This is a genomic window from Pedobacter insulae (genome assembly GCF_900113525.1).
In the GTDB taxonomy this organism is placed as follows: Bacteria; Bacteroidota; Bacteroidia; order Sphingobacteriales; family Sphingobacteriaceae; genus Pedobacter; species Pedobacter insulae.
Genome location: NZ_FOPP01000002.1, coordinates 403,041 through 417,232 on the forward strand (window position 1 = coordinate 403,041; position 14,192 = coordinate 417,232).

General features: G+C 37.1%; 7 protein-coding genes. 6 read left to right on the plus strand and 1 reads right to left on the minus strand.

Annotated elements, in window-relative coordinates; genetic code table 11:
- Positions 1–42: 42 nt before the first annotated feature.
- Complete coding sequence (locus BM207_RS04730; protein ID WP_090992410.1) at positions 43–1,287, minus strand: MFS transporter; 1,245 nt, start codon at positions 1,285–1,287, stop codon at positions 43–45.
- 666 nt (positions 1,288–1,953) lie between these two features.
- On the opposite strand from BM207_RS04730, the gene BM207_RS04735 reads away from it, so the two are divergent.
- From BM207_RS04735 to BM207_RS04760, 6 genes are all read left to right on the plus strand, one after another.
- Positions 1,954–3,198 (plus strand): metallophosphoesterase, encoded by a 1,245-nt coding sequence (locus BM207_RS04735; RefSeq protein WP_090992411.1) that lies wholly within the window; start codon positions 1,954–1,956, stop codon positions 3,196–3,198.
- Between the two features lie 54 nt (positions 3,199–3,252).
- Positions 3,253–4,101: an FKBP-type peptidyl-prolyl cis-trans isomerase gene (locus BM207_RS04740; protein ID WP_143095915.1), complete on the plus strand. Its 849-nt coding sequence runs from the start codon at positions 3,253–3,255 to the stop codon at positions 4,099–4,101.
- A gap of 22 nt (positions 4,102–4,123) precedes the next feature.
- The gene (locus BM207_RS04745; RefSeq protein WP_090992413.1) at positions 4,124–7,126 is read left to right on the plus strand and encodes a SusC/RagA family TonB-linked outer membrane protein; all 3,003 of its coding nucleotides are present in this window, start codon (positions 4,124–4,126) and stop codon (positions 7,124–7,126) included.
- A 4-nt stretch (positions 7,127–7,130) separates the two neighbouring features.
- Entirely contained in the window at positions 7,131–8,825 is a 1,695-nt protein-coding gene (locus BM207_RS04750; protein WP_177217052.1) for a RagB/SusD family nutrient uptake outer membrane protein, read from the plus strand.
- A gap of 656 nt (positions 8,826–9,481) precedes the next feature.
- Positions 9,482–12,610, plus strand: coding sequence for a SusC/RagA family TonB-linked outer membrane protein (locus BM207_RS04755; protein ID WP_090992415.1), 3,129 nt, complete (start codon positions 9,482–9,484; stop codon positions 12,608–12,610).
- Positions 12,611–12,618: 8 nt separating this feature from the next.
- Positions 12,619–14,184, plus strand: coding sequence for a RagB/SusD family nutrient uptake outer membrane protein (locus BM207_RS04760; RefSeq protein ID WP_090992416.1), 1,566 nt, complete (start codon positions 12,619–12,621; stop codon positions 14,182–14,184).
- Positions 14,185–14,192 lie beyond the last annotated feature (8 nt).

A 14,192-nucleotide genomic window follows, 5' to 3' on the forward strand; every position in this document is an offset into this window, starting at 1 on the left:
TGATGGTTTCATAACTATAATGATATAACGTCTTTTTTATTTTTAATTACTTGTTGTTTTAGGTTTTTCCGGTTTAATCATCGTCCATAAAATGATAACTCCTATTGGGTGTAAAAATGCCATGGCGGTAAAAATTTGTTCGGCACCAACCTTACCCATAAATTGACCTACAAAATAATTGAAGCATACAGCTCCAACAGCTCCAAAACCACCTGCTATGCCTAATACACTGGCAACGTTTCTGCTCGGAAATGCTTCAGCAACTACCACGCTAATTGTAAATAGCCAGCTTAAACATGCGATAGCAACTACACTAAAAATCAATAAAGTAGAAAATGCTGAAGGCAGATATGGGGTTAAAATGCATAGAGGAGAAAGTACAGCAACGGCACTAAGCATTATTTTTCTGGCATTCAAGGGTTGTCTTCCTTTTCTTACCATATAATCAGACCATGCCGAAGTGCCTATTGCGCCTAAATCTGCCACTAAAAACGGTATCCATCCATATAGCCCCATTTCTTTTAATGATAAACCAGATTGTTCTTGCAAATACCCTGGAAGCCAAAATAGGCAGAAGTACCAAACTGGATCTGTTACAAATCGGATCAATAGGATACCCCATAAACTTTTGGTTTTCCATAACTGGCCCCAGCTAAAACCTTCTCTTTCCACAGCTGCAGATCTGCCGGTTGCTTCTTCTAAAATATTTGCTGGCGGATCGATATAAATTAAAATCCACATTAAGGCTATAATTAAGCCAACAACACCAGCAACAATAAATACCGTATGCCAATCATATTTGATGGCAAGCCAAGCCACCAATGGCGGTGCAATAATGGCACCAATAGAACTTCCTGCTACACAAAGACTGTTTGCGGTTGCTCTTAATTTTCCAGGAAACCAGATAGTAACAACTCTTAATTGAGCTGGAAAATTAGTAGGCTCGGCTGCGCCTAACATGCCTCTGAAGAATGAAAATTGACCTACTGTTTTCGAAATTCCTCCGCCTATAGAGGCTAATGACCAGCCGATGATACCAAAAAACATGGTCAATCTTGATCCAAATCTATCAACTAGCCATCCGGTTACCGGATACATAAGGGCATAACAAATGGTAAAAATGTTTAGAATGAATGCGTATCCGTCATCACCAAGGTTGTATTCTTTTTTAATGATTGGTTTTAGAATGGATACAATTTGCCTGTCGAAATAATTAAAAACGATTGCCAGAAAAATAACTGCAATAATGAGCCATCTTCTTTTTTCTGGAGCTAGTGTTTTTGTCATTGAGTTTTATATTTGGTTAAACTAGGGATATCATATTAACTTAATGTATTATATGTATTATCAAATCAACAAAATAAATGTTTTAAAACAAAATTAAATCAAATAAAAAATAAATAAAATATTTTTAAATGTATTTGGGTTAGTTTTAATTTAAAATTTCATGATTTGAATTATCTATTCTAACTACGTTAGAGGTTTCTCCTAAAACAGGTGGGGTTATAAATTCGAACCTATGAAGCCAAGATGTTGAGCTCTTAAGAGATTACTGATATTGAGTTTTATTCCGTTGTTTTTTTAAAGCTTTAATTTCGTTACATAAGTTTAACATTGTGTTAATATGAAAATATGGTTGCAAAAGTCTTTTGTAAGCTGTTTTTGTTCATTTTGGCTTCTTTTTGTGATGTTTCTCCACTTAAAAAATGTTTATTTTAATTTTATTTGCTTTTAAAAATATTTTATTTAGTTTTGATATGAAGTAAAAAAGTTATTATTTATTTATTTTACTTTATTAAAAATTAATCTATAGAGATTCTATAAGATTAAAAATAAAATATGAAAGCGACCTTAAGGATGCAATAGTTTGGGTAAAAAGGTTGGTTTCGTGTAATACTAAAGGATAGAGGTTAAATCCATAATCAATATAAATATTAAACTAAACCAATTAAAATGAAAATTTTTGAACGAATTGACCAAAACATGTTTTGGTACGGATCCCATACACATCTTTCGAGAAAGGGGTTATTTGTAATGTTGCTGCTAATCGCATTCAGCTGTAAAAAAAATAGTCAAGGCCTCATTAAAACTGATTCTGAAAGCAATCTATTAGCTGCAACAGCTGCAAACGAAACAACAGCGGTAGATGAAACATTTTATATCGCTGTTATTCCCGATACGCAGTATTATACTGATCCTGGGGGTTCACACAACGGTACCATGAACATGTTTACAAATCAAATAGATTGGATATTAGCTAATAGAGCAAGTTTGAATATCCAGTATGTTGCTCATGTAGGAGATATTACCGATAATGGCGACAAGCCTGGTCATTTTTATGAATGGCAAAATGCAGATAGCCAAATTAAGAGATTGCATAATGCAGACTTGCCTTACGGCCTTGCTGTTGGCAACCATGATCAATGGTGTAATGGTGATCCTGGGTCTGGGGCTACAAATAATGGTTATGGTTACTATTATAGTAAAACCCGTTTTACCGGAAAAACATGGTACGGTGGTAACTTTACTACTGTAGGGTCAGACAATAACGATAACCATTGGGATAAATTTACTGTGTTTGGACAAAAATATGTAGTCATTTACATAGAGTTTAATGAACCAAACAATGGTTTTATGCCCAATGGTAGTGGTGGATGTATAGAGATCGCCGGTCAATCGCCATACAGTTCAACCATAGAAAGTAATGTTTTTGCTTGGGCAGACAATGTAATTCAAGCTAATCTAGATGCAAAAGTGATTATTGTTAGTCACAGCATAGTAGCTCCTTCGGGTGGGATAAATGGAACGCATGGCGCAAAGGCTGGCTTGGCAACAGACAACCCTCAGGCACCATATACTGCTCAGGGAAATATTATTTCAGCATTTGCCCAAGCACATCCTACAGTATTTATGATGCTTTCTGGTCACAGAACGGGAGAAGGCTATCGCAGAGATGTATATTCTGGTCATGTTGTGAAAACTTTCTTAGCTGATTACCAAGGTAGAGAGGTAGCTGATGTCAATGGTGTTGATGTGCCTAATAATACTGCCACAAAAGGCGGTGATGGTTTTATGCGCATCATGAAATTTAACAAAACAGCAGGTACAATAGAGGTTCGTACCATCCAGCCTTTACCAGGTCCTAATGTGGAAGAAACTGACAAAGACAGTAAGTTTACTGTTAGCATGTATAACTAATATTACTTAATGGCTGGTTCACTAGTTTCTGAATCAGCCATCAAACTTATTTGTATGAAAAATATACCTACTTGTTTTTTGGTATTGATTGTTTTGAGCTTAACCGGGTGTTCAAAGCCTGGTTTTAAAAAAGGCAATGGGGCATTGGAATACCAAATTGTGGAAGACATTAGTGGTCCGGTAATTGGGAAATTGGCAACAGTGTATATTACCTACAGTGAGGCTACAGGGAATGGTAAATTACTTGCAGGTACTGGGAAATTCGATCCGCAACTTACAACAGTTTACGCAACAAATATCAAATTTCAAGGCGATCTTCAGGATGCTTTTAAGTATCTAAGCGAAGGTGATAGTGCTCTAGTTAAAGTTAGCCTCGATTCTATTAAAAAATTTAACAACTCTCCACTACTTGCAAAAGATACCTCAAAATACATGCTGTATACATTGCGTATCCATAAAGTAATCAATCAAAATGGAAAAACTGATAGCGGTTATCTCCAGAGGGTACAAGCCTATGAAAATGAAGCAAAACTAAAACGGAAAAAAGATGAGCCTGAGAAAATCAAAAGGTATTTAGCTTTTAACAAGATGAATTATAAAGCTACATCGACAGGGTTGTTGTACCCAGCTGATTTAAAAACTGTAAATAATACAGGAAAAGAATTGTACATAAGTTATACAGTAACCTCATTAGATGGTTTAGCGTACCTTACACGATATGAGAAGATTAGGCCAGACCAGTCTCGCTTCATCGGACTTAAAGAAGCGCTCACTCTTGCTCCCAAAGGGATTAAGACGAAAGTCATCATTCCATCTCATTTAGCTTATAACGCCACTGGAGACAAGTTTAAAATGCCTCCATACACACCCCTCATTTGTGAATTTACCATCCTGAATAAATAAGATTAAAATCAAACCACTTATTATGAACCTATTTTTACCAAAATTCTTAAAAGGCAAATGGCATTATTTGTGCTTCCTCCTGCTTTTTACCAGTAGCTTTAGCTATGCCCAAACGGTTGTTACGGGAACTGTAAAAGATGAAAAAGGCGAAATTTTACCCCGTGTTGGCGTAAAGCTAAAAGCTAGTACTATCACAACTGTGTCGGATATCGACGGAAAATATAAAATACAGGTTAGTAAACCAACCGACACCCTAATTTTCAGCTACATTGGCTATAAACAATTGGAAGTGCCATTGGAAGGCAGAACTAACCTAAATGTATCTTTGGTTGCCGATAATCAGGTGTTAGGTGAAGTTGTTGTTGTAGGTTATGGCACACAAAAGAAAGTTAATTTAACTGGTGCAGTATCAGTTGTTTCATCAAAGGATTTAACCATGCGACCTGTGGGACAAACGTCTGCAGCATTACAGGGCTTAGCACCTGGAGTTACGGTTACACAAAACTCAGGCCGTCCTGGTGGTGATGCTGGAACAATTAGAATACGTGGAATAGGCACGCTAAATGATGCAAATCCACTTGTACTTATCGACAATGTTGAAGGCTCATTAAATAATATCGATCCAAATATTATTGAATCAGTATCAATTTTGAAAGATGCTGCCTCAGCGTCTATTTATGGCTCTAGAGCTGCTAATGGGGTGATTTTAGTGACAACAAAAAGAGCAAAATCTAAACAGCTAACAGTAAGTTACAATTCATATGCAGGTGTTCAGAAGCTAACCAATTTGCCTGATCTTGTTAATGCAGTTGATCATATGAATTTGACCAACCTTGCTTATACCAATACAGATCGAGCACCACTGTTTAGTAACGCTGTAATAGAAAATACCCGAAACAGAACTAATCCTGATTTGTATCCTGATACGGATTGGCAAAAGGAAGTGCTTACGGGTTCTGGCTTTATGCAAAACCACTTTGTAACAATTAATGGGGGCGGTGAAAAAGTAAGATTTTTAACTTCATTTGGATATTTCGATCAAGCGGGGTTATTAGAAACTTCTAATTTTAGAAGATTTACAATCCGCAATAATGCAGATATGAAATTCTCTGATAAACTGAACATGAGCATTGATGTGCAGATTAATAATAGAATTACCAAAGAGCCTGGTCGTGGAAGCAATTCGGTTTTTAACCAGATGAACAGAATTGCGCCTATTTTTGCTGGCGTATTTTCAAATGGAAATTACGGCGAGGGCTCAAATGGAAATAATCCAATAGCCTATAGCGGACCAAATGGTGGATTATCTAAAATAAGTAATCCTGGTCTGTTGCTGAATGCTACATTAAGTTACAAGCCGTTTAACTGGTTGCAAGCAGACATAACAGTTGCTCCACGCTATGACCAAGCAGATGAGGATGTCTTTGTAACAGCCATCAAAACTTACAAGGCAGACGGCACAGTTGCCTTCACTTCTCCTGCACTAGCATCTCTAGATGTGACAAACAGCAGGAGCCTTTATAATAATTTTCGCGGAACTTTAACTGCAACAAAAGCGCTTAGTAAACATAATTTTAAACTATTAGCTGGAGCTTCTAGAGAAGATTATACCAATAATAATCTTACAGCATCTAGAACAACCTTTATCTTTCCAGATTACCCGGTATTAGGAACAGGTTCTTCTGCAACACAATTAAATAATGGATCTAAATCTGAATGGGCGCTTCAGTCTGTTTTTGGAAGGTTTAATTATAATTTTGATGAACGCTATCTTCTTGAAGTTAACGGTAGATATGATGGTTCTTCAAGATTTGCTCAAGGAAAACGTTACGGATTCTTTCCGTCTGTTTCTGCAGGTTGGCGAGTGTCTCAAGAGAAATTTTTTCAATCCTTATCATCTGGAATTCCAGAATTTAAGATTAGAGCATCGTGGGGTAAATTAGGTAATCAAAACATTGGGACTTATCCAGCTATTTCACTGATACAGCTGGGAGCTTATTCTATTGGAAACCAAACTTATACCGTAGGGGCGCTTAATGATGCATCTAACAGTAATATAACTTGGGAAAGTACAGAAATGAAAGATATTGGTTTTGATGCGGTAATTTTTAAGAAGTTGAATATAACATTTGATTACTATGAGCGTATCACAACAGACATTCTTTTGAAACTAGATGTGCCAATTATTACTGGCCAGGCACCGCCTTTCCAAAACGCAGGAACTGTAAAAAACAAAGGATGGGAACTAGGTTTAAATTATGCGGGAAATGTTAAGGAGTTTAAATACTCTATCGGTATTAACTTTTCTGATGTGAAGAATAAAGTTACTGACTTAAAAGGAGTTAACCGTACCGGTATTACGGTAAGCAATGAGGGGTATGCCATTAATTCTTTATACGGTTTTGAAGCGATAGGCTATTTTGCCTCTGATGCGGAAGTTGCTGCAAGCCCGGTTCAGTTTGGTGCAGTAAAGGCTGGCGATATCAAATATAAAGACCAAAACGGCGATAATAAAATTACCGACTTAGATAATGTTATTATTGGCAATACCATACCAAGATATACCTACAGTGCAAACATTAATTTAGCTTACAAAAATCTAGATCTTGGTATATTTTTGCAAGGTGTGGGCAAAGCCAATGGTTATTTATACGCGCAGTCTGTTATGCCGTTCTTTAATGGTGGTACTGTTCAAGAGATGCATAAAGACAATTGGAATCCTCAAAATACAAATGCAGCATTTCCACGTTTAGCTTTTGGCGAATCTAATAATGAAAAGACATCAAGCTTTTGGATTAAGGATGCTTCTTATCTGCGTTTAAAAAATATTCAGCTTGGCTATAAATTTTCTCCCGAAGTTATTAAAAAGATGGGACTGAAAAGTGTTAGGATTTATGCAAACGCAAGCAATCTTTTTACGTTCGACAAATTTTGGGATGGATATGATGTAGAGGCACCTGTAGGAACAGGAAATATATATCCGCAAGTTAAAGTATATAATTTTGGTTTAGATGTTAATTTTTAAGATCATGATAAATAAAAATTTAATTTCAGCTGTTGCTGGATGTTTATTTTTGGCCCTATTTGGAGGCTGTAAAGACGAATACCTAGAAAAAATACCATTTAATCCATCGTCTGTATCATTTTATTCCAATCAAGAAGAATTACAGATTGGTTTGTTGGGATGTTACTCCCAATTAAATTATCAGGAGCAGAACTATGGCCTCGGGAATTTACGTGTGCCATGGCATATTTTTATAGACGCTACCACAGATATTTGTTGGGACCGAACCAATGGCGCTCTTCAAGACATTGGGAAAGGGACTATAGATGCAAATAATGGAGTTGTTTTGGTAAAATTTAGAGAAGCTTACAAAGGAATAGCTCGATGTAATTTTCTTTTGGATAATGTTGTTAAGTTAAAGGATAAAATTCCATCAACCGTTTACAACCAGTCTATTGCCGAAGCTCGCTTTATTAGAGCACTGAATTATAGTTATTTGCTCACTTTGTATGGCGGAGTTCCTTTAGTAACTACAACACTAACAATCAATGATTCGCAGATTGCTAAAAGTACCAAAGCAGAAATTGCGGATTTTGTAATCAATGAAATGGATGCAGCAGCAAAGGATTTACCACTTAATCAGGCCATAATAAATGATGGGCGTGCAACAAAAGGGGCAGCGCTCGCCATTAAAGCAAGGACAGCTTTGTATAACGAAAAATGGGATGTTGCTGCTCAAGCTGCTAAGCAAGTAATGGATTTAAACAAATATGCGCTTCATGCCAATTATGGCGAATTATTTAAGTATTCAGGTGAAACGTCGAAAGAAATTATCTTTTCACTTCAATATGCCAAAAATGTAAATACGCATACCACGCCAAGGTACTTCCTTCCAAGGCTTCCGGGCGGGGTTTGTGATAAAGTACCTTTTCAGAGTTTTATAGATTCTTACGAGTGTACAGACGGATTGTCAATCGATTCTTCTCCTTTGTACAATCCGCAAAAGCCGTTTGCAAACCGAGATCCCAGATTATCATATACTTGTGGTGTACCAGGCGATCGATTATTTGGATATCAGTTTGAAACTCATAAAGATAGTTTACAGATTTGGAATTACAATGTTACTCCAGCTGTAAGAATAGCCAATACGGAGGCAACACATGCATTTGCCACATTTACCGGATATGTATTCAGGAAATATTGTGATGAAACTGATAGAACTGATTTACAGAACTCTGAAATAAACATTATTCTTATGCGTTATGCGGAAGTGCTTTTAACTTACGCCGAGGCTAAAATAGAACTTGATCAGATCGATCAATCTGTATATGATGCTATAAATTTAGTACGCAGAAGAGCCACGGTTAATATGCCAGCTATTACCGCAAATAAAACACAGGCACAATTAAGATCAATTGTTCGCAAAGAGCGTAAATATGAATTTGCCATGGAAGGCTTACGTTTGGCAGATATTCGCCGTTGGAAAATTGCAGAACAGGTTTTAGTAGGACCAGCTTATGGTAGAATACCGAAAGGTCTATTGGCAAATGCGCCAATAATTGATGCAAACGGATCACCGAATTACAGTAATGTTACCAACCGTGCCGATATGCGTATCATTGAGACAAAGGTATTTAATAAAAATCGAGATTATTTATGGCCTTTCCCAGCTATAGAAGTGCAAACAAATAAAAAACTTGTTCAAAATCCTAATTATTAAAAGCGTTTAGGATAAGGAATTTGGTTAGTAAACCATAGCAATAATTAATTGCTATGGTTTTTTATAAAATAAACTTGTATTGAGGTGGTAATCTTAAATTCTATAATCGAGCCCTCCTTAATATTTGGAAGCGTGAATTTCTTGAAATTTTGTCATTGGCAAATTCATACCCGTACTTGTTTACACTAAGATATTGCACTATCAAATTATGCAATTAATTCAACTATTTTGACACTCAAGAGATTAGTCGATTACTTGCTCCAGGGAAATTTTCTGATAGACCCTCCAAAAGTTTAATTATTTATTTCTCTTAAAATTGGTAAAACATGCTTGATAAGTGTGTTTTTTGCCTATATCCGCTATGGCACCCTTTAATGTTTTCTATCGTCGTATAAACTTCCTTTGGTATTGCTAGCAGAACTTTAAAAACGCTGATGCCAAAATCGTTGAATAATTCGCCAATTCTAATACGTATTAATTTTAGGTTTATCATTTACTTGCATCTACCAAATATAAAACTACAGCGTATGAAATCAGAAATTCATCCATGGCCAAATGGTCATCGACGGTTAACAGGTAACTTGTTATTTGTGTGGCGTCCTACAACTCAGCTTGTCTATCCAGATTTAGTTTCCATTAATTTAAGCTAACCCAATATGAAAAGAAAAATTACCAAGATTTTCCCTATGAAGGTGATGGCGTTCAGATTTGCATTAATCACTATCCTATGCGCGGTGCTCAACCTTCATGTGTCTGCACAGGGCCAAACACAAACTAAGGTTACGGGAACTGTAAAAGATGCCAACGACGTTGCTATACCCGGCGTTGCAATCCGAATAAAAAACCAAACTGGAGGTGTAGTGACTGATGGAGAAGGGAAATATACCATTTCTGCGCCGAAAGGTGCCATTTTGGTGTTTAGTTTGATAGGTTTTACCACCATAGAAAAGCCAGTAAGTACTGCAATAATTAATGTGGTAATGACTGAATCTTTAAGCAGTTTAAATGAAGTTGTTGTAACAGGGTTCGGCGGAAGAGTGAAAAGAAGCGACCTCGCATCAGCCGTATCTTCAATTTCGGCAAAAGACATTGAAGATAGGCAACCAGTGGATTTACTTACTGCGTTGCAAGGAAAAGCTTCGGGAGTATTAGTTACTACTGACGGTGCTCCGGGGGCCGAAGGTACCATTCAAATTAGGGGTGTTACTACACTAAATGGGGGGGCAGGACCGCTTTACGTTGTGGATGGGGTAATTACCGACAATGGAAGAAACATTAACCCCTTAGATATGGCAAGCATCGAGGTTTTAAAGGATGCAGCATCGGCTTCAATTTACGGAGCACAGGCAGCCAATGGTGTTATTTTAATTACCACCAAAAAGGGTACTGAGGGTAAGGCAAAGTTAGATGTACAATATACGAGCCTTTTCGGTAGGCTGGCTCATAAATTGCCACAAAGTAATTCTGCAGAAGTAAGGGCTTTCCGTAGAATGCAGACCCCTGCCAATGCGAATGCCGGAGGTAATACAGATTCGCTAAATGTAGCCTTTAACGCCGATAATGATTTGCAAGATATATTGATGGGTAATACAGGACAAAGGCAGCAGGTAAATACCAGTTTATCAGGCGCTTCTAAAACGTTCAATTTTTATGCTAGCGTAAATTATATCGACGATAAATCTATTATTGTGAATAGTTATGCAAAATCATTGCAGTCTAGATTAAATATCTCTTATCAGGCAATGCCTAAATTAAAGTATACTGCGAATCTTTCGTTGTATTATCAAATGAAAAATGAAGTTCCGGTTGCTAGAACGATTAACGTTATTTTCGACAGACCTGCATTTTCATTAATTTATTATCCTGATGGTACCTTAACGAGCTATATCGGCTCTAAAAGAAATCCTTTAGCTAATGCGCTTTATGAGATTAATAAAACAGAAACCCATTCGGCTCAGGTTAATAATCAAGTGGACTATGATATTACTAAACATATCAAATGGACTACGCTTTTTAATTTAGCTTTTGAAAATCCACAAATTACTGTCTTTTCACCAAGATATTTAGGGGGCCCTGCTCGCAATGTCAATAATGGTAGAAATGAGATGCGTAAAAGTTTTAGGTATGAGGCACAAACTTATTTCAACTATAATCAAATCTTTAAAGATCATACGGTGAGTGCAACATTAGGAGCAAATGCTATTCGTAGAACATTAAACACATTTAGGTCAGAGTATCAGAATACGGTAAGCGAAGAGCTTTTAGTAACCCTACCAGCTTACATTATTGCAGCTAATACGTTTACTAATGGTACGGCCAATACAAATCAAGCAATTTTTGCTAGGGTAAATTACGATTACAAGAGCAGATATATTGCAAGTGCTGTGTATCGCAATGATGGGTCATCAAGATTTGGTGTTGATAATAAACGGGGGTCTTTTTATTCGGGATCATTAGCTTGGCGTTTTTCAGCTGAAAGTTTCATGACCTGGTCTAACAAGTTTTTGGATGACGCAAAACTTCGGGCAAGCTATGGTAGAGTAGGTAATGACCAGATTGACGATTATGGCTCAATTACAAAGGTACTTTTTGGGGAGAGTTATAATGGTGTTGGAGGAGCTGCTTATAGTACTACATTAGGTAATAATCTGATTAAATGGGAAACCGGAGTTCAAAAGAATTTGGGAATAGACCTTACTTTCCTTAAAGGAAGATTATCATTTACTGCTGAGGTTTATGAAAAAGAATCGAAAGATTTGTTGTATCCACAACAATTGGTTAGAGAAACTGGTTTTACTAACGTTATTGTAAACGTTGGTACCATCGCAAACAAAGGACTTGAACTTTCTGTTTCAGGAACTCCAATTGCTAAAAAGAATTTCTCATGGGGTATAGATGCAAACATTTATTTCGAAAGGGGGAAAATAAAAGACCTTGCAGGTGGTGCACCATTTATTGCCGGCAATAAATGGTATGTACAACAAGGCGGTAGAATTGGAGATTTTTACGGGTGGAAGAACTTAGGTGTTTACCAATGGAACGAATCAAATGCCTATAATGATAATTGGGATAAACTAACTGTTGTTTTGGGTGCAGATAACAAACCATTGTATGTTGGCGGAAAACCTCAGTACACTTTTAATGGACAGCCATATAGTGGCAATGTTCACAACATGTATGATCCAGGAGGTAAATTAATTGGGGGCGATACAGAATGGGCAAATATACAACGTGATAGTTTAATTGATGATGGTGATCGCCATGTGATTGGTAATGCACAACCCAAATTTAATGTAGGCTTTGGTAATAATTTTACGTATAAAAGATTTGCATTCAATATTTTATTTAATGCTTCTGTAGGTGGGCAAATCTACAATACCTTACAGTACAATGCCAACTACCCATCAGCAACAGGTCCTGGTCACCCAGATGTGTTGTACAACTCTTGGCAAAATCAAGGTGACATTGCTAAATATCCATATTATGCAACTCGTAACAGTCGAGGTAGCTTAAAACAACACGGTAATAGTGCGTACCTAGAAGATGCTACTTTTATAAGACTTGCAAGCACGAGACTAGCCTATGGTTTGGATCGAGAGATTGCTAAAAAGCTTCACCTAAGGGGTGTTAGTGCATTTATTTATGGCACTAATTTGTTAACATGGACAAACTATAGGGGCTATGATCCGGAATTTAGCACTTCGAATCCGCTGACACCTGGAGATGATACCGGAAAGTATCCCAGGAGAAGAGAGTTAGGTTTAGGTTTAAACATTAGTTTATAGATTGAGTTATGATAAAATTATTAAAATATACTTGCATGATGATGTTGCTCTTAACCATGGGCAGCTGTAAAAAATTTCTTACCGAAACTCCAGTTGCACAGTTGGCTGCAGAGAAATTTTACAAATCGAAATATGATATAGACGCAGCAATGGCAGGGATGTATTCTGCATTTCAGCAAACAATGGTTGGCGAGGGACAATACTTAGATCGCTATCATTATTGGGGAGACTATAGGTCTGATAATTTCGATAGATTTTTAAACTACACGACAACACATGTTTCAGAAATTGCCTTGAATGCCATCACACCAGATAATATCTATACCGATTGGAGTATGCTTTATACGGTTATTGCAAGGGCAAATAACAATATTAAATATATACCACCGGTAATGGCTTTAGATCTAAGTGTAACGCCAGTGGTTGTAGATGCGAATTTGGCACAATCTTATGCCATGCGTGCTATGTGTTATTTTTACATTGTAAGGGTTTGGGGCGATGCGCCTATTTGGTTAGAACCCTATGACGATGTTAACATGGATGCGCAACGTCCTCGAGAATCGGCGGCTAAAATTTTAGATGAAGTAGTCATTAAAGATTTAACCAAGGCTTATGGGATGATTGTAAAAAACCAAACTGCCGCAGTATATAATATCAATGAGGGTGCAATATGTGCTGCATTGGCGGATGCTTATATGTGGAAAAAGGATTATCCTAATGCCATTATCTGGATCAAAAATCTTTTTAAAGCCAGATCTCCGAAAGGCGCTGCTTATGCTGGTGTATCTGATGTAAATTTAGAACCTACTGCAACTTGGAAAAACATCTTTACTTCACCTAGTACTAGCCCAGAAACAATTTGGTCGCTTCACTGGGACTTTGTAGCGAATGGATGTGCGTGCAACGTAACTTCGTGGACATCTAACAATAAAACGTTTCAGGTTGATCCAATTTTGTACACTAATTATTTCTTCCCGCATAGTCAAACGGTTCGTCCCAATACTGATATTAGACCAAAGCAAACGCTTGATTTATATACGGTTGCCAATCCTGCAAATAACAACAGAGATCGCTTCTTGAAATATTATGCAAGTCCTACCAATCCAACGGCGACGACTTCAACCGCAGCACTTGCGCTATTTTACAACCAACAGGTACCGGTTTACCTTACCATGTATCGGTTGTCTGATATGTATCTGCTTTATGCAGAAGCTTTGAACGGAAGTGGTGATTTGTCAAATGCCCTGAGATATTTAAACTATATCAGAAAAAGAGCAACACTGCAAGAATATTTAGTGACTGATCCTAAAGTAAGTACGCAAGCAGCCATGGAAAATGCAATTCTCGAAGAGCGCCAGTATGAGCTGATTGGTGAAGGTAAACGCTGGTTCGATTTGGTAAGAACCAATAAAGTGAAAGAAGTAATGGATCCTGTACTTAAAGACCGCCAAACTAGAGCAGGAAACAATGATATAAATGGTTTTGTAGATGTGCGTCGTGCATATTGGCCAATAAGTAGAGCTGTATTAAATGCCAATAAAAAATTGGTGCAAAATCCAGGTTATGGTGAGTAATAATTTAA